At 56.0% G+C, this 20580-nt stretch carries 20 protein-coding genes; 5 read left to right on the plus strand and 15 right to left on the minus strand.

From position 1 onward, the window contains the following. The first annotated feature begins 14 nt into the window (after nt 1–14). Nucleotides 15–2948 (plus strand): fimbrial biogenesis outer membrane usher protein, encoded by a 2934-nt coding sequence (locus tag EXR70_10175; GenBank protein ID MSP38844.1) that lies wholly within the window; start codon nt 15–17, stop codon nt 2946–2948. 10 nt (nt 2949–2958) lie between these two features. Continuing rightward, nucleotides 2959–3423 carry an SCPU domain-containing protein gene (locus EXR70_10180; protein ID MSP38845.1) on the plus strand — a complete coding sequence of 155 codons (465 nt, stop codon included), beginning with the start codon at nt 2959–2961 and terminating at the stop codon, nt 3421–3423. 223 nt (nt 3424–3646) lie between these two features. Here EXR70_10180 and EXR70_10185 read toward each other — a convergent pair whose 3' ends face one another. The 4 genes from EXR70_10185 to EXR70_10200 are packed head-to-tail and all read right to left on the minus strand — an operon-like array spanning nt 3647 to nt 7230. Beyond that, nucleotides 3647–5242, minus strand: coding sequence for a UbiD family decarboxylase (locus tag EXR70_10185; GenBank protein MSP38846.1), 1596 nt, complete (start codon nt 5240–5242; stop codon nt 3647–3649). Nucleotides 5243–5283: 41 nt separating this feature from the next. Next, the gene (locus EXR70_10190; protein ID MSP38847.1) at nt 5284–6030 is read right to left on the minus strand and encodes a class II aldolase/adducin family protein; all 747 of its coding nucleotides are present in this window, start codon (nt 6028–6030) and stop codon (nt 5284–5286) included. A gap of 23 nt (nt 6031–6053) precedes the next feature. After that, complete coding sequence (locus tag EXR70_10195; protein ID MSP38848.1) at nt 6054–6668, minus strand: hypothetical protein; 615 nt, start codon at nt 6666–6668, stop codon at nt 6054–6056. Beyond that, the gene (locus EXR70_10200; protein MSP38849.1) at nt 6514–7230 is read right to left on the minus strand and encodes a hypothetical protein; all 717 of its coding nucleotides are present in this window, start codon (nt 7228–7230) and stop codon (nt 6514–6516) included. The genes EXR70_10195 and EXR70_10200 overlap by 155 nt, the downstream gene beginning before the upstream one ends. Before the next feature lie 26 nt (nt 7231–7256). Here EXR70_10200 and EXR70_10205 point away from each other — a divergent pair, with 26 nt between their 5' ends. The 3 genes from EXR70_10205 to lspA all read left to right on the plus strand — a co-directional run bounded on the left by EXR70_10205 (nt 7257) and on the right by lspA (nt 11051). Then, nucleotides 7257–7628 carry a hypothetical protein gene (locus tag EXR70_10205; GenBank protein MSP38850.1) on the plus strand — a complete coding sequence of 124 codons (372 nt, stop codon included), beginning with the start codon at nt 7257–7259 and terminating at the stop codon, nt 7626–7628. 103 nt (nt 7629–7731) lie between these two features. Beyond that, a complete protein-coding gene (locus tag EXR70_10210; protein ID MSP38851.1) occupies nt 7732–10557 on the plus strand; it encodes an isoleucine--tRNA ligase in 2826 nt (941 codons plus the stop codon). Then, the gene (lspA, locus tag EXR70_10215; GenBank protein ID MSP38852.1) at nt 10452–11051 is read left to right on the plus strand and encodes a signal peptidase II; all 600 of its coding nucleotides are present in this window, start codon (nt 10452–10454) and stop codon (nt 11049–11051) included. Before EXR70_10210 ends, lspA begins: the two co-directional genes overlap by 106 nt. Here the strand turns inward: lspA and EXR70_10220 are convergent. The 11 genes from EXR70_10220 to EXR70_10270 form a co-directional block, all read right to left on the minus strand. Next, nucleotides 11048–11374, minus strand: coding sequence for a DNA mismatch repair protein MutS (locus EXR70_10220; protein MSP38853.1), 327 nt, complete (start codon nt 11372–11374; stop codon nt 11048–11050). The genes lspA and EXR70_10220 overlap by 4 nt on opposite strands. Before the next feature lie 61 nt (nt 11375–11435). Further along, the gene (locus EXR70_10225) at nt 11436–12527 is read right to left on the minus strand and encodes an ABC transporter substrate-binding protein (protein ID MSP38854.1); all 1092 of its coding nucleotides are present in this window, start codon (nt 12525–12527) and stop codon (nt 11436–11438) included. After that, the gene (locus EXR70_10230; protein MSP38855.1) at nt 12476–13231 is read right to left on the minus strand and encodes an ABC transporter permease; all 756 of its coding nucleotides are present in this window, start codon (nt 13229–13231) and stop codon (nt 12476–12478) included. The genes EXR70_10225 and EXR70_10230 overlap by 52 nt, the downstream gene beginning before the upstream one ends. After that, nucleotides 13228–14013, minus strand: coding sequence for an ABC transporter ATP-binding protein (locus EXR70_10235; protein ID MSP38856.1), 786 nt, complete (start codon nt 14011–14013; stop codon nt 13228–13230). Before EXR70_10235 ends, EXR70_10230 begins: the two co-directional genes overlap by 4 nt. Before the next feature lie 6 nt (nt 14014–14019). Beyond that, nucleotides 14020–15240 (minus strand): 2-oxo acid dehydrogenase subunit E2, encoded by a 1221-nt coding sequence (locus EXR70_10240; GenBank protein MSP38857.1) that lies wholly within the window; start codon nt 15238–15240, stop codon nt 14020–14022. A 13-nt stretch (nt 15241–15253) separates the two neighbouring features. Then, on the minus strand, nt 15254–15613 hold the full coding sequence (locus tag EXR70_10245; GenBank protein ID MSP38858.1) for a hypothetical protein: 360 nt from the start codon (nt 15611–15613) through the stop codon (nt 15254–15256). Then, nucleotides 15595–15858, minus strand: a complete 264-nt coding sequence (locus EXR70_10250) for a hypothetical protein (protein MSP38859.1) — start codon at nt 15856–15858, stop codon at nt 15595–15597. The genes EXR70_10245 and EXR70_10250 overlap by 19 nt, the downstream gene beginning before the upstream one ends. A 168-nt stretch (nt 15859–16026) precedes the next feature. Next, complete coding sequence (locus EXR70_10255; GenBank protein ID MSP38860.1) at nt 16027–17007, minus strand: ABC transporter substrate-binding protein; 981 nt, start codon at nt 17005–17007, stop codon at nt 16027–16029. Nucleotides 17008–17083: 76 nt separating this feature from the next. Beyond that, on the minus strand, nt 17084–17665 hold the full coding sequence (locus tag EXR70_10260) for an ORF6N domain-containing protein (GenBank protein ID MSP38861.1): 582 nt from the start codon (nt 17663–17665) through the stop codon (nt 17084–17086). A gap of 18 nt (nt 17666–17683) precedes the next feature. Continuing rightward, a complete protein-coding gene (locus EXR70_10265; protein ID MSP38862.1) occupies nt 17684–19000 on the minus strand; it encodes an aminopeptidase P family protein in 1317 nt (438 codons plus the stop codon). 160 nt (nt 19001–19160) lie between these two features. Beyond that, nucleotides 19161–20180 carry an alpha-ketoacid dehydrogenase subunit beta gene (locus EXR70_10270; GenBank protein ID MSP38863.1) on the minus strand — a complete coding sequence of 340 codons (1020 nt, stop codon included), beginning with the start codon at nt 20178–20180 and terminating at the stop codon, nt 19161–19163. Between the last annotated feature and the right edge of the window lie 400 nt (nt 20181–20580).

Here is a 20580-nt window from a genome sequence, read left to right on the forward strand (position 1 = left end):
TTTGTAGATCCTAAATGTTGCGCCGACTCTGGATAGCCTTGGTGATGATCGCGATGGCGCTGATGCCCAGCCTTGTATTGAGCGCTGAGCAGCGGGCGCGACTAGAGTTGCGCGTCGATCAGAAACGATTTGGCACTATCGAAGTGGTATTTCGTGGTGAAGATATCTTGGCACGTCTCACCGATCTTAAAGCGGCAAACATCGATTCGTTCGGTGGGCGGGTCGAAACCATTCTTGGCGTCGAGCATGTTTCGCTTAAATCGATGAACCGCGCCTTGTCCTATGAACTCAACGCAACGGATCTCAGTTTGCGACTGACGTTAAAACCGCCGCCGGTAAATTCACAGCTCGCTGCTAAAACACCGGCGCTGGAGCTACCGCCCAGCGACAGCACACCGATCATCGAGAAGAAATCGTTGCAAGTCCTGCGACCGGCGCGCTTGGCTTTAAAAATGGACGGCAAAAGGAGGGGCGATATCAACGTGATATTGCGCGGCCAAGAAATCCTCGTGCGCCTACGCGATTTGACGGCTCTAAGCGTTAACGCAGAGTCGGCGCAAACTGAGGCGATCCGCGGTGAAAGATATGTTTCACTCAAATCGCTTACCGGCCAAATCAGTTACTCGCTTGATTCTTCGGCGCTTACTCTAGCTTTGACCTCCAGGCCAAATTCCGCGGAAACGCAAATCGCCATCGCTACTCCCGCGGCGCCAACGACCGCGCCGCCGCTAGCAACCGAACAGCGGGCGATTTTAGAATTTCGCGTCAACGCTGAAAGTAAGGGCGAAGCGGATGTCATTCTGCGCGGTGAGGACGTGCTCGCGCGGGTGAAAGATTTACAGTCGGTGGGCATGGTTGTGATCGACGGCCGAAAGGAAACCATCGCCGGCGAAAGTTACGTCTCGTTGCGTTCGTTGGCGCCATCTTTAACGTTTGGTATCAATGACAGCGATCTTTCCTTCGATCTTACGCTGGTGCCGGAAGTATTTGGCGCCCATGTCTTGAGTGGTCGCGATTACCGGCCGGCAAAACTGGAACATCGTGAGGACACCAGCGCCTTTGTCAACTACGCGGTCAACGCCAACGATTTCAAAAAGGTCAGCGCCTTCAGCGAGATCGGCTTGACCGTGAAAAATGCGCTGGTCTACAACAGCGTGTCGCGGAAATTGAATGGCGATATCGTGCGCGGCTTGACCAACGTTACACTTAGCGACCGCAACGTCAACGTGCGCACGATGATCGGCGACCGTCTAGTCAACTCCGACTTTCTCGGCAGCAGCATCACTATGGGCGGCCTGAGTTATTATCGTGAATTCGGACTCGACCCCTACTTCATACGCAATCCAGGCCTAAATTATTCTGGCGCGGTGGCGACGCCGTCGACGCTCGACGTTTACGCCAACGGCCGGCTCGTGCGCCGTGTGCCGTTACCGCCGGGACAGTTTCAACTGAACGATCTGCCGGTGCCGACGGGCAGCAACAATGCTCGTTTCGTGATTCGCGATGCCTTCGGCCGCGAGAGAGAATTAGGATCGCAATTTTTTTATTTCACGTCTGGATTGCTCAAGCCCCGCCTGCACGATTTCAGTTACAACGTCGGCTCGCGCCGGGACGATCTTGCCAACAAAAGTTGGAGCTACGATTCACCGGTGTTTCTCGGCCATCATCGCTATGGCTTTTCCGACGCCGTCACCGCTGGTGTGCGGATGGAAGGCGGACGTAGTTTGGTGAGTGGCGGACCGAGCGTTTCGTTCTTGTTGCCGGTGGGTGAGATGGAAGTTACCACGGCCGCGAGTAACGAACATGGCCGCCCTGGCGGCGCAGCATTTCTCGGCTACAGCTACATCGACCGGCGATTTAGTTTGGGCAGCTCGGTCAAAGTGCAGAGCGAAAGTTACGCGACCACCAGCTTGAGTTACAAGAAAGCGCGTTCGTGGTTGGAGTCAGGGGTTTATGTCGCCTTTCCGGTCACCGATCAGACAACTATTAATCTTCGGTACGCCTTCGCAGATTCTGCTCAGAATGGCATGGAGCATCGCGCTCAATGGTTTACAGGAACGCGCTTGACACAGAATCTAACTTTCATAACCGGCACCAGCTTCGATCTAAAAGGCGGCCGCCATTCACTGGGACTTAATGCCGGACTAAGCTTCAACCTCGGCGAAGTCGGCGGCGCGGTGTCCTTTCAACACGACGACGACACCAAGGGAAAAGGCACCTTGGATTTTCGCAAGAGTTTACCCATCGGACCAGGTTACGGTTACGGTTTACAAGCGACGAGCCAAGGCGATCTCGATAGCGTTTTTCAATATCAAACCTCCTTCGGCCGCTATGAAGCCAACTACAATCGGCTCGACGGCCAGAACGGCTCGCGCTTGAGCGCGGCGGGCGGATTGGCATTGATCGACGGCGGCGTGCAGTTCACCCGGCCAGTGCAAGACAGTTTCGCGTTGATCAAAGTTCCCGGCCTGGCCGGCGTCAAAGGTTACTTGAACAATCTCGAAGTGGGCAGCACCGACGCCAACGGCCGGCTGTTCGTGCCCAATCTACTTTCTTACTACGGCAACAATTTGGGAATCTCCAAGAAAGATCTACCCTTCAACTATAACGTTGAAGCCACCGACAAAATCGTATCCGCGCCCTACCGCGGCGGCGCCGTGGTTGAATTTCCCGCCCTGCGCATTCAGCGCGTGCTCGGCAAAACCGTGATCGAGAGCGGCGGTAAGATAACGATTCCAAAATACGGTCAGCTGACCGTGACTGGACAAGGCCAAAGCAGCGAATCACCCTTGGGCAACGACGGAGAATTTTATTTCGAGAATCTCACAAGCGGCCGTTATCAAGCGCAAATCGACACCAAGAATCTGACTTGCGACTTCGCGCTGCAAATCCCGGCCAGCAACGATGAGTCGATTGAGCTTGGAACCCTCCGATGTGTAACGCAATGAACTGGATGCGATGATAAACCGGCGAAAATTATTTCTCACGGTGTTAGTCGTGCTCGGGCTGGTGTTGCCGATAAAATCGGCTCAGGCGGCCTGTACTCTTCGCGGCGCATCCATCGCTTTTGGCACCTACGATCCGATTAGCTTGACGCCTTTGGATACCGCCGGTGCGGTGATCTATCGCTGTGCGGGCAGCGATCACAACATCACGATCACATTGAGCCGTGGCGGCGGAGCAACCTTTGCCACGCGGCGCATGATTAAGGGCTCCGAACAACTTTTTTATAATCTCTATCGGGATGCGGCACGCACGGCGATTTGGGGCGACGGCACCGGCGGTACGCAAAGCTTTTTCATCGGCAACCCACAAGCCAATAACACCGACCTCAGCGTGCCAATCTTCGGCCGCATCCCGGCGGGACAAAATGTCAGTAAGGGCAGCTTCAGCGACACGATTACCGTGACCTTGATATTCTAATGATTGCTATCTCTTGATCGTGTGGCACTTTTTTTGAACGTTTTGTTGTCTAGTAATAAAAAAATCGCATGCGAGTTTCTAAACTTTCCAGTCCGTAAATTTATAAAATCTGTTGCTGAAGGAAGAAGTAGCGGCTGGCGGCGTTGAGGGGGAGGCCGTTGCTCTTAAAATAAGACGACCTCCCCCGATGGAAAATAATGACGAATGCGTACGCTTGTGGCGCTTACTTCTTCTTCTCTACTTCACCTGGCTGCAGGCCCGGTTCGAAGCCGCCGACCTCGTGGTAGACCACTTCTTTTTTCTCTTCGAACGCTCTGACCTGGGGAATCTGTCCCGGTAGACCGAGTTTCTTCCATTCGCCGGCGACCTTGTCGTACATCTCTTTGCGCAGTGCGGTGCGCTTGGAAAAAACCGGCAGGTAGCGATGTTCTTTGCAAGCGTTGATCAGCGCTTTCGAACCGTAAGGGCGCTTCTCCGGTGGATTCTGGGTCGGATCGAGCCAGGTGGACCAAGTGTTGCGCAAAATATCGATGTCGTCGATGGGATTGCAGCGGCTGCTCATGGCCCAAATCACTTGATCCATGTCGGTGGGGTCAACATCTTCATCAACCGCGATGATCCATTTCGTGTAATAAGCGCCGCCGGGAACTTGCGCCGCCAATGCCAGTGCTTGCGCCGCGTGGCCGGCGTAGCGCTGTTCGAGCGCGATCACGGTCATACCGAAGCCGCCGGCGCCGGCGGGATGGGCATAGATTCCCTGAATACCTGGAATGCCGAGTTTATCGAGATCGTCCCAAATTCGTGCCGAGCGAATGATCGAGAAAAAGCCGCTCTGCTCGTTGGACGGATAGTCGGCCATTAGAGCATTGGTCAGAATCGGATTGTTGCGATAGTGCACCGCGGTGATTTCGACCAACGGACAACCCGCTTCCGGCCGGCCATAGTAGCCGGGAAATTCACCGAAGGGACCTTCGCTGCGCACCGAATTGGGCTTGATGATACCTTCGATCATGAACTCGGCGTTGGCCGGCAACAACAGATCGGTAGTCTTGCCTTTGACCACGGGAATCGGTTCGCCTTTGATGCCGCCCAAAAATTCATACTCGGAAACATTTTTCGGAAAAGTTTGCGAGCCGACTACCATGAACAGCGGATCGATGCCCCAAGCGGCCGCCACTTGCACCGGCTTGCCCTGTTGCCATGAGCGCGTGATGTGCAAGCGCGCGTCTTTGCCCGGCGAAAGATAGAGGCCGCATTCGTTTTTGCTCTGCAGCATCATGCGGTAGGTGCCGACGTTCAAGTAGCCGCTGTCCGGATCGCGAGTAATGACGCAGTCGGCGGTGCCGGCATAACGGCCGCCGTCTAAAGGCCAATGGCGCGGTATTGGCAGCTGCGATAAATCGATTTTGTCGCCGGTGAGCGTATTTTGGTACATCGCCGCTTGCGCCGCGGGCACTTCGCGCGGTGGCATGCGGTTTTTCAATTTATCCTTGACCCGGCGAATCAGTTCGACGATCGGTGTGTCATGCGGTTCTTCCATGGTGAGCGCGATGCGCGGAATGCTCGGGCCGAGGATGTTCCACAGCGACTGGGCCTTATAGGAGCTTTTTTCGTAGCCTTTAATATTATCGAACAGGATCGCCGGCGAAGGTTTTTGCTTGGCGACGAGATAACCGATGGCGCTCATCTCCTCATCGCAGCTGACCGAATCTTTGACCCGCACCAAATCGCCCAGCGCTTCGACTTCACCGAGCCACTCGCGCAGATCTTGAATCGGTTTCTTACCCGCCTTTGCGACAACTTCTTCTCGTTTGGCCATGGACCTCTCCTCCGAATGTTTTCCTGCGGCTGTTGGTTAATTTATAAGCGGCCGCCCTTGGGCAGCAGCGAACGGAAATAAGCGAAAGCGTCATAGGAACGGAACATCATGTTTTCTTTCATGTAGTCGATCTCTTTTTGCGGCATGACTTCCGGCTTGCCGACGCAGCTAGCGACGAACTGCATATAGGCCGTCCGCTCCAGGTAAATCGCGTGGACCGTAGCATATTCCAAGCTATCGCCAACCACAACAACGCCGTGGCCCTTGAGCAGCATCGCCATGCGGTCTTTTAGCGTCGCGCAGATTTCTTTGCCGTCTTGCATGGTGTAGATCAAGCGCGGGCTGGGGAAAATCGGCGTTTCCGGCGCGAACACCGCGGCCTGATTGTAAATCGGCAGGATCGGCGTGCCGGCGACGGAAAAAGCGGTGGCCAAGGTTTGGTGTGTGTGGACCACCGAATTCACTTCCGGCCGAGCGTGATAGATTGCCGCGTGGATCATGGTCTCGCGGGGCGGATTTTTGATTTTGGTGACGGCGCGTTTGCTGCCGGCCTTGGCGTAGTTCTGCTCACAAACTTCGAAGTATTGGTCGATGTCGACTTCGATAATATGTTTGGGCGCGACTTCGCCGAGGGGAGCCAACACCGGCTTGATGAAAAATTTTCTTGTTCCGGGAATTCGCGCACTGACATGGCCGTGGTAATCGGCCAAGCCTTGGTGGAACATGATGCGGTTGCCTAGGGCGACTTTCTTTTTGATTTCTTCGAGATCTTTCTTGCTGGTTTTCACTGTTCTTCCCTTTCTCCGTCTAGTTAAACCGCGCGCTGGAGCGGTTGTGGTTCATAAATCGATTTGTCGTCGCTTTCAGCCCAATGGCGGACGTTCATCCAATTCCACTGTTCCGGATAGGCTCGCACCGTGCGTTCAAGCCATTGGACCAAGCGCGCGGTGTTCTCGCTAATTGCCGCATTACCCTTGCCACTCCGTTCGAGAACCAACTCCGGCTCAATGATCAGTTTCAAACTGTCGTCGCCCTGGCGCACCAAATAGGCCGGCACGATCGCCGCGCCGGTGCGTAGGGCAATGGTCGCCGGGCCGCGCCGCGCGATCACGGTGCCGCCAAAAAACCGCACGGCGATGCCGTTGCCTCGGCGAAACTCGTCGGCGATGACAATCGCCACTTGGTTCTGGCGCAACACCGCGCTCAGTTCCCGTAGCGCTTCGCGCCGGGGGCGGGCATGAATCGTTCGTTGCCGGACGCGCAGGCGATAATCATCCAGCAATCCGGCCAAGCCGCGATCGCGCGGCGAGTTCATTAGCACCGCGGTTGGGTAACCTTCGACGGTGAGCCGACTGCCGAGCAGGAAAAAATTTTCCCAGATGGGCGCTGAGCAGCACGACGCCATGCCCTTTAGCCAGCGCGGCATCGAGATTTTCTCGTCCCATCAGGGTGATGGGCGCTTTGATATCCGCCTCGGCCGTGTCGACGGCGCCGGCCAGTTCGACACAAGCACGAAAAATATTCCGTAACGTTCGGCGCGCGGTCGAGTCAATTGCCGAGGGCGCTAAATGATCGCCAAAGGCGATCCGGATATTTCTTAGCGAGCGTTTGCGATAACCGTGAAAACAACGATAAGCGATGGCCGCCAACCGATCCGCTAACCAGAATGCTGTCAGCGGAAATCGTTTTGCCATTCCGCAGCCAATTGTGAAACCGAACCACGTGCTTAAATAAGCGAATTTACCGGTGATCCATTGGAACATTAAATTTGGGATACGCTGGCTTGGCGGCGCCGCTCTAAAGTACGCCAATCTACGATACTTTTTTTTATCTCGCAAGCGTTTCGAGAGTTTCGAACGATCGCTTTGCGGGATTACGTTAGTTAATAAATCTACACGATAACAGCCGCTTAGCCACTGCACTGAAATTTGGCGCAGAAACCGGCCTGTTCCTATCGCAGCCATTGTGTGGTAAAAATTCGGCACCATCGTGAAGCCGGATAAATCTTATGCGGATGATTTTGCCCCCAATCAGAGAACGTCAAGTCATCGACCGGCTGTTGTCGGCGTTCTTCCACGACTACAAGGCGGTGGATTTCAAAAAAGCGATCGCCGCCCTGTGCCGCTTTTATCATCTGAAGAATCCCCGCGTGGAGTGGTTTGAATACATCGATTGGGGTAAAACCGCCGGCAAGACCTATGAGAACGGCCAGATTTATCTGGTCCATCCGGAGAACTGGAAAAAGGGGCGCAAGTACAACACCGAGCGGCGCTGGATCAGCATGGTCTATCACGAGATCGGCCATTATGTTTTTTGGGCCGACGCTGAGAATAAAGCCGACATGTTCTCCTCGCGCATGGTGCGCGGTTTGAATCATCACAAGTGAGGAATGAGATAGAGATTTGAGACAGAGAAAGGCGGAGGGTGTGGCGGTCTCTGTCTCCGTTCTCTATCTCCAATCTCTGTCTTACATCTCTGTCTGGTGAGCCATGGACTACAAAGACACATTGAATCTGCCCAAGACCGGGTTTCCCATGCGCGGCAACTTGCCGCAGAACGAACCCAAACAGGTCGAGAAGTGGGATAAAGACGGAACTTATTTTCAAATTCTTCAGGCCAATCAAGGCAAGCCGCGCTTTCTTCTGCACGACGGCCCGCCCTACGCCAACGGCAACATCCACATCGGCCACGCACTCAACAAGATTCTCAAAGACATCATCGTAAAATACCAGGCGATGACCGGCCACTCGGCTCCCTATGTGCCGGGCTGGGATTGCCATGGCTTGCCCATCGAGTTGCAAGTCGAGAAGAACGTCGGCCGCGCGAAAAAGTTGGCCATGAGCAAGGCGGAAATTCGCCAGCTTTGCAAAGAGTATGCGGAAAAGTACATTGCGATTCAGCGCGACGAGTTCAAACGGCTCGGCGTGCTCGGCGATTGGGACAAACCTTATCGCACGCTGGAACCGCGGTACGAAGCCCAGGAAGTGCGCGAGCTGGGCAAGTTCGTCGCCTCGGGCTCGCTCTATCGTAAGAAGAAGCCGGTTTACTGGTGCGCCTCGTGTGTGACGGCGTTGGCCGAAGCGGAAGTCGAGTATGAAGATCATACTTCGACTTCGGTGTACGTTAAGTTCGCCGTCAATGACGATGGCGGAAGAATGAAGGCGGATGGTAAGACGTACTTCGTCATCTGGACCACCACGCCATGGACTTTGCCGGCCAATCAGGCGATCGCGCTTCATCCCAAGTTTACCTATCGGTTGGTGAAAACCGCGCAAGGTAATTTAGTCATCAATCAGGAATTGATCGACAGCGTTATGCAGGCGATCGGTCTTGCGGCCGGCCAGTATGAAATCGGCGCAGCCGCTTGGACCGGTGCTGAGCTTGAAGGCATCGTTTGTCGCCATCCTTGGCTCGAGCGCGATTCGAAGATCGTGCTCGGCGACTACGTCACGCAGGACCAAGGCACCGGCTGCGTGCATATCGCGCCGGGGCATGGCCAAGAAGACTACGAAGTCGGCATGCGCTACGGCTTGCCGGTGATGGCGCCGGTGGACCCGCAAGGTCGATTCACCGCGGAAGCGGGCGACTTGCAAGGCGAGTCGGTGTTCAAAGCCGATCCGCGCATCGTGCAAAAATTAATTGAGCATAACGCTCTGCTCAAGGAAGATAAACTGTCGCACAGCTACCCGCACTGCTGGCGCTGTAAAAAGCCGGTGATCTTTCGCGCCACTGAGCAGTGGTTTATCTCCATGGAGACCAACGGCCTGCGCGACCAAGCTCTGCGCGCCATCGACGAAGTGAAGTGGATTCCGCCCTGGGGGCGAGATCGGATTCGCGGCATGCTCGAAGCGCGGCCGGATTGGTGCATCTCGCGCCAACGTTCCTGGGGCGTGCCGATCCCGGCGGTCTACTGCAAGAAATGCAATCAAGCGCTGCTGACCGAGGAGATTTGCAATCATGTCGCGGCGATATTCGAAAAAGAAGGATCGGACGCTTGGTTTACTCGGCCGGTGAACGAACTGATGCCGGCGGATTTAAAATGTCCCGAATGCGGCGGTCAGGATTTTTCCCGCGAGGAAGATATTCTCGATGTCTGGTTCGACTCCGGCGTCAGTTACGCTGCGGTGGTTGAACAGGATCCGCGTCTCGGCGGGCGGGCCGACCTTTATCTCGAAGGCAGCGACCAACATCGCGGCTGGTTTCATACCGCGCTGTTAACTTCCCTGGCGACCCGCGGCCGGGCGCCCTACGCGAGCGTTCTCACTCACGGCTTCACATTGGACGGCAAGGGCAGAAAAATGTCCAAGTCGCTGGGCAACGTGATCGCGCCCCAGGAGATCAGCAAAAAGTTTGGCGCGGAAATTTTGCGCTTGTGGGTGTCGGCGGAAGATTATCGCGAGGATGTCAGAATCTCCGACGAGATTCTCAATCGCTTAGTCGAAGCCTACCGCCGAGTGCGCAACACGGCGCGCTTTCTGATCAGTAATCTTTACGATTTCGATCCGGCCAGAGATCGCGTCGAGCGCAGTGAGTTGGACGAGTTGGACCGGTGGATTTTGCAGCGCACGGAAAATTTGCTGGCGCGCTGCCGCGAAGCCTATGAAAAATGCGAGTTTCACGCCGTCTACCACAGCTTGAATAATTTTTGCAGCGTCGATCTGAGCTCCCAGTATCTCGACATCGTCAAAGACCGGCTCTACTGCGAAGGCGCTAAGTCAGTTCCGCGGCGCGCGGCGCAGACCACGCTATGCCGGATTCTCGACGTGCTGGTGCATTTGATTGCGCCGATTTTATCATTTACCGCGGAAGAAATTTGGCAATATCTGCCGGACCCAGCCGCTCCGCCGAAAAGTGTATTCCTGTCGCAAATTCCCGAACCGGATACCAGCTTTGCCGATAGTGCGCTGGCCGAGAAATGGGATCGCATCTTGCGCGAGCGTAGCGAGGTTCTAAAAGCGCTCGAACAAGCGCGCACCAGCGGCATCATCGGCCATTCGCTCGACGCTAAAGTGGTTTTCGAAAATCGCCACGAACAAGCGTCGCTCCTGCCCGGCTTGATGCAAGCGGACCGCACGCGGCTGCAAGATTTGTTGATCGTTTCTCAGGCCAACGATTCGACGGAAAGCGCTAGCTCGAACGGCGCGGAATCGAGCTACGAAGCGACGTCGATCAACTGTCTGATCAAAGTCAGCAAAGCCGACGGCGAAAAATGCGAGCGCTGTTGGAAGTACGATGTCAAAGTCGGCGCCGACAAAAATCACCCGACCGCCTGCCCGCGCTGCGCCGCGGTGCTCAACGGCGGAGCGGTTGCTTGAGCGTGAAGTGGCGCGTTGTTAGCGTTTGGCTTGTAGCGATTATCGTTTTCGATCAGCTGAGTAAGATCGTCGTCGACCGCGCCATGGCGCTGCATCAGACGATTCCGATCGTCGACGGAGTTTTTAATCTCACCTATGTGCGCAACACCGGCGCGGCCTTCGGCATCTTCGCCGGTAGCGCTGAAATGTTTCGCCGGCCGTTTCTAATTGTTGTTTCACTGCTCGCCATCGGTTTCATTTTCACCTTGCTCAAACGTTTGGCTGAAGAAGCCCGCTGGCTGATCACCGCTCTGGCATTTATTCTCGGCGGCGCCATCGGCAACTTGATCGATCGGGTTGTTTACGGCGAGGTCATCGATTTTCTCGATTGCTTCTGGGGAGATTACCACTGGCCGGCGTTCAATCTTGCCGACAGTTTTATCACCGTCGGCGTCACGATCACTTTGATCATTCTGATCCACACGAAGGGCGAAGATCCCTTCACCGCCAATTAAATCTGCGCTTTGAGTATCACAATCGTCGCGCCCCAGCTGCCGGCTTCCAGCGGCGCGTCGTGAAACGCTTCGACATCGCCATGCTTCTCCAGCAGCGCACGAATGATATTACGCTGCACACCCTTGCCCTTGCCGTGGATTAAGCGCACTTCGCGAAAACCGGCTTGCTTGCACTGCTCCAAGTATTCTTCGACGACGCTGGCGATGTCTTTGGGCTGAAACGGATGGAGATCGATATGAGCTTCGACGGGAATGATGACCGGATCGCTAAAGGGCGAGCCATCGTCACCATCGTGGTCGATTTCATCGCGACGCTTGCTCATAAAAAAAAGAGCAAGAATTTTGCTCTTGCCCTCGTATAAATCTAATTTCGTTCCGCAGCTTTCAATCCCAGCGTTTGTCGCCTTTCAAGCGGCCGCCGGCTTTGGCAATCGCCGCTTCGATGATCGAGATGTCGACGAGTTTTTCGTAGCTCGGCTTCTCGGCGACTTTGATCGTCGCCAATTCGACTTGCCGGTTGATGGTCCACTCGACCATGTCTTTGGGCAGGCCATCGTTGACCGGCCAGGCGCCGGCGGCGGCGAGAATGTCGTAGGTCTGCGCCACCGCTTCACTGTCCTGCTGGGTGTGTTTGACGGCGATCTCGACGGTCTTGGCTTTGTTGTTGTAGATAAAGCGATTGGCTTTGATCAGCGCGGTCATGATGTCGACGTAGAGTTGGCGATTCTCTTTAATCTCTTTTTCCGGCGCGATGTAGGCGGCGTAGAGCCACTTGGGCAAAGTCTCCCACAGATTGACAAGAATATTCAGCTCAGGCTTTTTCTTCTTGGCGACCAGCGCTTGATCGACGTGGAGAATCGCCGTGTCGATTTGATTGGCGAGAAGTCCGGCGACGCGTCCTTTGGTGCTGACCGGCACATAGTCGACGTCCTTGGGCGTGAGACCGCAGCTCGCCATCACCGCGCGGCTGATCACTTCGTTGAACGCGCCCACCTCCTGGATGCCGATTTTGCGGCCTTTTAGATCCTTGCAGCTTTTAATGTCGCCCTGGACCAACATCGATTGAGAAAGTTTATGCGAATAGGTGCCGATGACTTTGGTGCCCGCGCCTCGGGCCGCGGCGATGATCGCCGGATCGGAGCTGGTGCCGGTGATGTCGAGTCCGCCGGCGACGCTGCCGCGCAGGGTTTGCGTGCCGCCCTCGAAGGTGACCAATTCGACGTCAATATTGAGGTCGTTGAAAAATCCCATTTCCTTGGCGACGTAGGGTGGAATGTGCACGACGTTGGGCGGCGTGACCGGCACCCCGAAAACGACTTTGCGCTTGCTCTGCGCCTCGGCCAGTTGAAAACTAAATGCCAGAACAAGCCAGGCGACGAGAAAGCAATTTGATTTTTTCATGGAACCCCCTTGTGATTTTCGCTTTAATCTTTTTCGATGGCGTTCCGCCACGGCGCGATGCGCCCTTCGACCCATTTGGCCAACGACATCAGTCCCACACCTAATAGCATAACCACGACGATGGGAACAAAGAGCTTATCGGTTTCAAGGGCGTTGGCGTAGCGCACGATCATGTAGCCCAGGCCGGTCACCGAAGTATAAAACTCGGCGACGATCATGCCAACTAGGCCGCGGCCGATGGCGAGGCGCACGCCGGCGACGATGAACGGGATCGCCGACGGGATGATCAGATGGCGCCACAGTTGCGCTTCGCTGGAACAAAACGAGCGGGCGACTTCTTGGAGATTGCGGTCGACGTTTTTGACGCCTTCAAAGGTGTTGAGCAGCACCGGAAATACCATGAAGGCGAAAACGATGATTACTTTCGCGGGAATTTTAAAACCGAACCACAGGACAATCAGCGGCACCACCGCGACCATCGGCATGGAGTAGAGCGCGTTGATGTAAACATCGGCGGCCCATTCAAAAATTTTGAAGCGCCCCATGGCGACGCCGAGCGCGACGCCAGTGACCACTGAGAAAAACGTCGCGTAGCTGAGCACCACCAGACTCTGCTGCATGTAGCTCCACAGTTCGCCGCTGGCGGCCAATTCGAAAAAAGCGCGGGCCACCGCCGAGGGATAGGTAAATAAAATCGGATTGACGCGCCGGCCGTAAATTTCCCACAGCGATAGCACCGCGGCCAACGAGATCATGCGTACGGCCGACTTAGAGATCATCCTACTTGGCTCCCCGGTTTTTGGTCGTCGAGATCGCCCATGAGCATTTCCCACAGCGCGTTTCTCAGCTCGATGTAGCGCGGATGGGCGCGCACGGAGATGATTTTACGCGGCCGCGGAATTTCAACGGGAATGATTTCCCGAATGCGGCCAGGGCGGCGCGACATCATGACGATGCGGTCGCCGAGCAGAATCGCTTCGTCAATGCTGTGGGTGACGAAGATCATCGCCTTTTTTTCGCTTGCGAGAATGCGCAGCAGCTCTTCCTGCATCATCTCGCGGGTCTGGGCGTCGAGCGCGCCGAAGGGCTCGTCCATCAGCATGAGCGACGGATTGATCGCCAGCGCGCGCGCCAGACCGGCGCGCTGCTGCATGCCGCCGGAAAGTTGGTGCGGATAGGACTTGGCGAATTCTTGGAGTCCCATGAGTTCGAGATAGCGCGCCACAGTTGCTTCGATGGCGGACTTAGAGCCGCCTCTGAGTTCCAGGCCGTAGGCGATGTTTTCGTCGAGCCGCTTCCATGGAAATAGACCGAAGTGTTGGAATACCATCGCGACGTCCGGTCGCGGTTCGGTGACGGCAGCGCCGTCGATCAAAATTTCGCCATGGTCGCGGGCGATCAGACAATCGATGATGCGCAAGAGCGTAGTTTTGCCGCAGCCGCTCGGTCCGAGAATGCACAAACTTTCGAACGGTTCGACGGTTAGATTGATATCCTGCAGCGCCACCACCGCGCCGCCGCTGTAGGTCTTGGTGAGGTTGCGAATTTCAATCTTGGCCATGGAAAACTAAACCGCCGGCGTCTCCAACGCTTGCTTTACTTGCCGCAGAAAACGCGCCGCGCTGGCGCCATCGACGATGCGATGGTCGGCGGACAATGTCGCGGTCATGATGGATTTGATCTCGATGCCATCGCCATCCGTGACCACGCGCGGCGCGACTCGTCCGACGGCTAAGATGGCGCACTGCGGCGGGTTGATAATCGCGATGAAGCTATCGACACCGAGCATGCCGAGATTCGACACCGTGAAAGTGCCGCCTTCGTAGTCGAGGGGAAAGAGTCTTTTGTTTTGCGCTTTGTCAGCGAGCGCGCGGCTTTGCTTGGCTAGTTCGCTCAAGCTTAATTTATCCGCGTTGCGAATCACCGGGACCACCAGTCCTTCTTCCAGCGCCACGGCCACGCCGATGTTGATATCGGCATGCTGCTGGATTCCCTGTTCGGTGAAGCTTGAGTTCATCGACGGAAGATCTTTGAGCGCGCGGGCCGCGGCTTGGAGAATGAAATCATTGATCGACGGGATCGATTCATCGCCGCGATCTTTGGCTTCGTTCCTGAGCTTGGTCACCGCGGTCATGTCGATGTCCATACTGATGTAAAAATGCGGCGCGCTCTGTTTGCTCTGGGTCATGCGCTGGCCGACGATGCGGCGCATGGGGGTGAGCGGCAGCAAGCCGGGCGCTGTTGAAGCCGCAGGCCGCGCGACGTTTTCATTGGCGGCGCGCTGCACATCGGCGGCGAGTATAGTTCCTTCGGGGCCACTGCCACGCAGCGAGCTCAGCTCGATCCCTCGCTCTTTCGCGATGCGCTTGGCTTTCGGCGAAGCGAGAATTCGTCCGCCGCTTGGTGCTGTAGAAAGGTCGCGCATCGTTGTGGTTGTTGTAGTCGCGCGGCCCTCACCCCTGCCCTCTCCCTGGGGGAGAGGGTGACCCTGAGTTATTCCCTCTCCCTTTGGGAGAGGGCTAGGGTGAGGGCTCTGAGGTGCCAATTCACCCGGCGCCAAGATCAGCGCGATCGTCTGACCGACGGGAACTTCGTCACCCGCCTTCGCCGTGACGCGCGATAGAACACCGGAAGCCGCCGCTTCGATCTCTACTGTCGCCTTGTCGGTTTCGATCTCCATCAGCGGCTCGCCTTTGGTTACGCTTTGACCTTCGGCTTTGAGCCACTTGAGCAGAGTGCCGGTTTGCTGCGCCACGCCGAGGGCGGGCATGATCACGTTGGTTGGCATCGTTGCTCAATTACTATTTAACGGCAACTTGATTGGTCCGGAAGTTTATCGACAGGGATTTACCGCGCAGTAGCTTGGTTCCGATAAGAATGTCTTGCCCCTCGGTTGCAACGCTGTAAACCGGTCCCCGTTTACCGTCGAAGTTAATCTCGCCGAGAAATATTTCTTGTTCCACCACGGCGCCCGTCGCGATCTCAAATTTTTCAGTGCCGATGGCGAGCCATTTGCTGTCGGTCAGTAAGCGTCTTGGCACACTCAGATAGCCGTTAAAGCCTGTGTCAATTACAGCGGTAAATTTGATGGGACGGTCGCGCAGAATCAGTTGAATAGAGATAACCGGCTCGCCCTGCCGATTTACGCGACCTTTGAGCATGACTCAACGCGGAGCTTATGGACGGCCGGATAACCGACGCGAAAAAAGTTGAATTTCTTGCCGGGAAATTTCTTCACCGCCCGTAGCGCCACTTGCAGCTCATCTTTGCCAAGCAGATACTCTCCCGACTCCGGCTCGATGGCCAAAATCTGCCCCTTGTGGCGCGGCTCTAATTTCGACCTAAGCCGCTGGTACTGCCGCTCGCCTTTGGCGTGGAGTCGATGAATATGGTTTCGCTGCATCATGTCACGGTTTCTCTTACTGTCTTGTACCACGCAAAATCAGGCTCGTTCAAGTAAAGAGTCGTCCTCTGTCGTCCTCACAGAGTCCAGCCCAGGCGTAAAAAAGTATGATACGTACGTTTACCGCGCAATCTAAAAGCTGCCCCGCAGACGGCAATCGGAACTCTAAAATCACTTGATCACCTTACTCGCCCGGAACAGCACCGACTGCTTAATATCCACGCCGATCTTCTTCGCCGTCTGAAGGTTGATCACGAAGTCAAACTTCATCGGCTGCTCCACTGGCAGATCTGCCGGCTTGCGGCCTTTGAGGATCTTATCGACGAAGTTCGCGGTGTTCCGGTAAACCGCGACGGAATCCGGCCCATAGAACATCAAGCCCCCTTGTTCCGCGAACTGAAAGCCGTCCGAGATCGTCGGTATACGATTTTTGGCCGCGAGTTCCGCAATGCGCGGGCCTTGTCCGAGAGCCGAGATAAACAGCGGTTGAACGATCAAAGCTCCCGCGCGTTCTTTTTTCATCGCCGCGAAGGCGCCTTCGATTTCCTCGACACCCGCTAACACCAACGGCTGAAACCGCATCTTAAAACTCTGGACTGCGTCCTGTGCTTCCTTCACGAATAACTTGTGAGCGGGATCAGGCCCGTAGGCAAGAAAGGTTACGCGCGAAAGCTTTGGCAGAATTTCTTTAAGCAGCCCTAAGCGCTTGCTTGCAAGCTCCGGCAAAATGTTGGTCGTCCCTGTGATGTTTCCACCCGGCTGCGCAAGGCTAGCGACAAAACCGCTCCCGACGGCGTCGGCAACCGCAATCATGACGATAGGGATCGTTTTCGTGGCGTTCTTCGCTGCGGTGACCGCCGGCGTGGCCGGCGCCACGATGATATCCACTTTCATGCTGACTAGCTCGTCTGCGAGCGCAGCGAGACTTTCAGGTTTGCCTGTGGCCCACCGGTACTCGATCGCGATATTCTGACCATCGACCCAACCCAGGTCGCGCAGCCCTTGCACGAATGCCTCATCCCTCGGCGAGGGCTTGGCGGCAAGCGACAGGTAGCCGATCCGCGGAACTTTCTTCGCCTGCTGCGCCTGGGCAAGAGAAGCAGTAGTCAGAAAAAAAGTTGTCAGTTGCCGGATGGCGGTTCTTCTGTTCATGGTTCCATCCCTTCACACATGGCGATCGCGAATCCGCGATCGGTTAACTCGCTTTTTCTGCTGACCGAAATTTTTTTTATTTTCTCGATTTGATTTCAGATCTTCCGTATTTCGCCGCACTTTCGCTAACGATGAAACCAATCTTACGTTGCTTCGGCTCCGTCGGTCTCATGAGCTGGTGGATCGCGTCAAAGACTACCTTGAACTGAGCATCGTACTTTTTCTCCATAGCTTCCAACTTCCGCGCCAGCTCAGCATTAGTAGCGAGTAATTGGCGCAAGCGAACGAAGGTCCGCATGATTTCAATGTTGACATCGACTGCGCGTTTGCTGCGGAGAACGCTCGAAAGCATGGCAACGCCTTGTTCTGTAAAAGCGTAAGGCGGATGGCGCCGGCCACCCCAATCCGAACTTGATATCGCAAATTGCGATTTCAAGTTTAGGTTACCAGCCTGCGCTCTCAAATTGTGGAATTCGCCTTCGCTCAGCTGGAACATAAAATCACTGGGGAAACGATCGCGACTACGCTTGACCGCTTCGTTCAGTCTACCGACGCTTACTCCGTAAAGCAGAGCGAGATCGACATCAAGCAGCACTCTATGGCCGCGAATGAGAAGTATGGCGTGCTCAATTCTCTCGGCTGAAACTTGATTGGTCATCTGGCACCTATTACCTGCTCAATTCTTCACTCTTTCCAGCGCTCCCGGATTATTCAAATTCGACTGCGTCTCGCGCGTGGTCGGCAGTTCGCCGCCGGTGGTGAAATAGTGGGTGCCGGCGACGAGGAGTTTTTCCGACGGGAAGCGCGTGATCACTTCGCAGCCGTCTTTGGTCACGACGACTTCTTCTTCGAGGCGCGCGGCGGACCAGCCGTCGGCCGCGGGCCAATAGGTTTCCAGCGCGAAGACCATGCCTTCTTCGATGACTTCCGGATGATCGAGGGAGACCAAGCGGCTGAAGATCGGTTTCTCCCAGATCGACAGGCCGACGCCGTGGCCGTATTGCAATGCGAAGGCGGCTTCTTCGTTGGCGAAGCCGAACTCTTGCGCCTTCGGCCAGAGCTTGACCACATCCGCCGTGGTGATGCCCGGCTTGACGATGCTGATCGCGGCGTCCATGTAGTCGCGGCTGCGTTTGTAGGCGTCGACCATCGCCGGCGACGCGCTGCCGATAGCGAACGTCCGGTAATAGCAAGTGCGGTAGCCGTTGAAGCTGTGAAGAATGTCGAAGAACGCCGGGTCGCCAGGACGGAGCACACGGTCGGTGTAGACATGCGGATGCGGACTGCAACGCTCGCCGGAGATCGCGTTGACGCCTTCGACATGCTCGGAGCCGAGATCGTAGAGCACCTTGCTGACCACGCCGACGCATTCATTTTCTTTGACGCCCGGCTTCATGAAGCGATACAGCTCGTCGTAGGCGGCGTCGACCATCATGGTCGCGGTGTTGAGCAGCGTGATCTCGTCTTGGGTTTTGATTTTTCTGACTTCTTGCATCAACTGCTGGCCGTCGACGACTTTGATCCCTTGGGCTTGGAGCGCGAACAGCACCGGCATCTCGATCACGTCGACGCCGACCGGCTCGTTCTGTAAATTGAGCATTTCCAATTCGAGTTTAATTTTCTTGGCGAGTTCTTCGGCCAAGCCGGAGCCGGGATGAGTCGCGCCGCGCAAAGTGGAAATGCCAGCGCGGGAGCGCTCGCCCAACCACGGGCAATAGATCTGATGATGGCGCGCCGCCGAGCCGAAGTCCCACAAGATCGGATCGTCATCCTGCGGCAACAAGGAGAAGCGCACCAGTTTATCCATCGCCCAGGTGCCGATATGCGTCGCGGTGATGTAGCGAATGTTGTTCATGTCGAAGCAAAGCAGCGCGCCCAGCTCCGATTTTTTCAGCGCGCTCTTCACTCGCGCGAGGCGCTCTTGGCGCAGCCGCTCGATATTGACGCGCTCTTCCCAATCGACGGCCATCAGGCCGAAGGTTTTAAGTCCCATAAGAAACCTCCATTTCTTAATTCCTGCATTACCCTCGCCTTCTGGGAGACGGAAGGGTGAGGGCAAGGGCGAACGCCGGTCGCCCCTACAAGAGCCCTCACCTCAGTCCTCTCCCAGAGGGAGAGGAAGGAGAAGGGAGCGACGGATAATTATGCAATCGCTACCGCCCGCACATAATCTTTGCCATCGCCGCCACCGACTCCGGCGTCGGCACGGTTTGATCTTCGAGCACCGGCGAGAACGGCACGGGCACGTCCATGGCGCCCATGCGCTTTACCGGCGCGTCGAGATAATAAAATGCGCCGTCGGCGATTACCGACGCGATCTCCGCGGTGACGCCGTAGCGCTCGTAGCCTTCGTCGATGACGATGGCGCGGCTGGTTTTTTTTGCTGATTCGATAATCGTCGCTTTATCGAGCGGCGCCGTACAGCGCACGTCGACGACTTCGGCGCTGATATCGCTTTGCGCTAAAATTTCCGCCGCGGCCAGAGCGACCTGAACCATGCTGCTGGTGCCGACCAGCGTGATGTCGCTGCCGGCGCGCTTCACGTCGGCGACGCCGAGTGGGATCGTGTACTCTTCCGTCGGCACCGGGCCTTTGAGTTGGTACATCATCTTGTCTTCGAAAAAGGCCACCGGGTTGTCGTCGCGGATCGCCGACTTGAGCAAACCCTTGGCGTCGTAGGGCGTTGACGGCACGACGACTTTCAATCCGGGAATATGACTCAACCATGCGTGCAAGCTCTGACTATGCTGCGCCGCGGAGCGGCGCGCGGCGCCGAGAGTTGTGCGCAGGACCATCGGCACTTTGAGCTTGCCGCCCGACATGTAGTGAATCTTCGCCGCCTGATTGACCATCTGGTCCATCGTCAGCGTGATGAAATCGCCGAACATAATGTCCACCACGGGCCGCATGCCGGTCATCGCCGCGCCGACGCCGATGCCGGCGATCCCCGCCTCGGAGATCGGAGAGTCAATCACGCGTTGCGTGCCGAATTCCTTCACCAAGCCCGACAAAACTCTAAACGGCGTGCCCGCCTCGGCGACATCTTCGCCGATGATAAACACCGTCGGATCTCGGCGCATCTCTTCGGCGAGCGCTTCGTTGATCGCTTGAGCGAAGGTGATTTCGCGCGGGGCTGCTTCGACTGACGGTGTTTTTTGAGACGGTGATTTCATGCGGTATAGTTCTCAGTTTGCAATGATCGAGAGTCCTGTCTCAAATGTCGATTGAAAAAATCTGTGGCCATCCTTCGTCATTCCCGCGCACGCGGGAATCCAGGTTCGTTTGATGTAGGGGCGGACCTACGTGTCCGTCCTCGCCTGGATTCCCGTTTTCACGGGAATGACGGAATAGGACAGCCCACGTTGTTAAAGCAGCTATGAAACCGGACACTAGCTGTTCTCCTTCAATCTAAAATCCAAAATCACTTAAGGAACCTCTGAACAACTGCCCTGGAAGCAGGGCAGCGGAGGATAGATCGTTTTTTTCGTAATGAGTTACAGTTTTTGCGAAGTTATATCAGATTACATTTTACTCTCGTGGTTAATAGGGTCCTTAGTTTTGCCTCGATTTGCC

The organism is Deltaproteobacteria bacterium (genome assembly GCA_009692615.1).
In the GTDB taxonomy this organism is placed as follows: domain Bacteria; phylum Desulfobacterota; class Binatia; order UBA9968; family UBA9968; genus DP-20.

What these genes read in the sequence shown, in the direction of transcription:
- EXR70_10270 (MSP38863.1), bottom strand. Translation starts at nt 20,180, where the DNA reads ATGAAATCACCGTCTCAAAAAACACCGTCAGTCGAAGCAGCCCCGCGC.
- EXR70_10205 (MSP38850.1), top strand. Translation starts at nt 7,257, where the DNA reads ATGATTTTGCCCCCAATCAGAGAACGTCAAGTCATCGACCGGCTGTTG.
- EXR70_10200 (MSP38849.1), bottom strand. Translation starts at nt 7,230, where the DNA reads ATGGTGCCGAATTTTTACCACACAATGGCTGCGATAGGAACAGGCCGG.
- EXR70_10250 (MSP38859.1), bottom strand. Translation starts at nt 15,858, where the DNA reads ATGATGCAGCGAAACCATATTCATCGACTCCACGCCAAAGGCGAGCGG.
- lspA (MSP38852.1), top strand. Translation starts at nt 10,452, where the DNA reads ATGCGAGCGCTGTTGGAAGTACGATGTCAAAGTCGGCGCCGACAAAAA.
- EXR70_10175 (MSP38844.1), top strand. Translation starts at nt 15, where the DNA reads ATGTTGCGCCGACTCTGGATAGCCTTGGTGATGATCGCGATGGCGCTG.
- EXR70_10220 (MSP38853.1), bottom strand. Translation starts at nt 11,374, where the DNA reads ATGAGCAAGCGTCGCGATGAAATCGACCACGATGGTGACGATGGCTCG.
- EXR70_10210 (MSP38851.1), top strand. Translation starts at nt 7,732, where the DNA reads ATGGACTACAAAGACACATTGAATCTGCCCAAGACCGGGTTTCCCATG.
- EXR70_10225 (MSP38854.1), bottom strand. Translation starts at nt 12,527, where the DNA reads ATGGGTCGAAGGGCGCATCGCGCCGTGGCGGAACGCCATCGAAAAAGA.
- EXR70_10185 (MSP38846.1), bottom strand. Translation starts at nt 5,242, where the DNA reads ATGGCCAAACGAGAAGAAGTTGTCGCAAAGGCGGGTAAGAAACCGATT.
- EXR70_10195 (MSP38848.1), bottom strand. Translation starts at nt 6,668, where the DNA reads ATGCCGCGCTGGCTAAAGGGCATGGCGTCGTGCTGCTCAGCGCCCATC.
- EXR70_10230 (MSP38855.1), bottom strand. Translation starts at nt 13,231, where the DNA reads ATGATCTCTAAGTCGGCCGTACGCATGATCTCGTTGGCCGCGGTGCTA.
- EXR70_10240 (MSP38857.1), bottom strand. Translation starts at nt 15,240, where the DNA reads ATGCCAACCAACGTGATCATGCCCGCCCTCGGCGTGGCGCAGCAAACC.
- EXR70_10265 (MSP38862.1), bottom strand. Translation starts at nt 19,000, where the DNA reads ATGGGACTTAAAACCTTCGGCCTGATGGCCGTCGATTGGGAAGAGCGC.
- EXR70_10245 (MSP38858.1), bottom strand. Translation starts at nt 15,613, where the DNA reads ATGCTCAAAGGTCGCGTAAATCGGCAGGGCGAGCCGGTTATCTCTATT.
- EXR70_10255 (MSP38860.1), bottom strand. Translation starts at nt 17,007, where the DNA reads ATGAACAGAAGAACCGCCATCCGGCAACTGACAACTTTTTTTCTGACT.
- EXR70_10180 (MSP38845.1), top strand. Translation starts at nt 2,959, where the DNA reads ATGATAAACCGGCGAAAATTATTTCTCACGGTGTTAGTCGTGCTCGGG.
- EXR70_10235 (MSP38856.1), bottom strand. Translation starts at nt 14,013, where the DNA reads ATGGCCAAGATTGAAATTCGCAACCTCACCAAGACCTACAGCGGCGGC.
- EXR70_10260 (MSP38861.1), bottom strand. Translation starts at nt 17,665, where the DNA reads ATGACCAATCAAGTTTCAGCCGAGAGAATTGAGCACGCCATACTTCTC.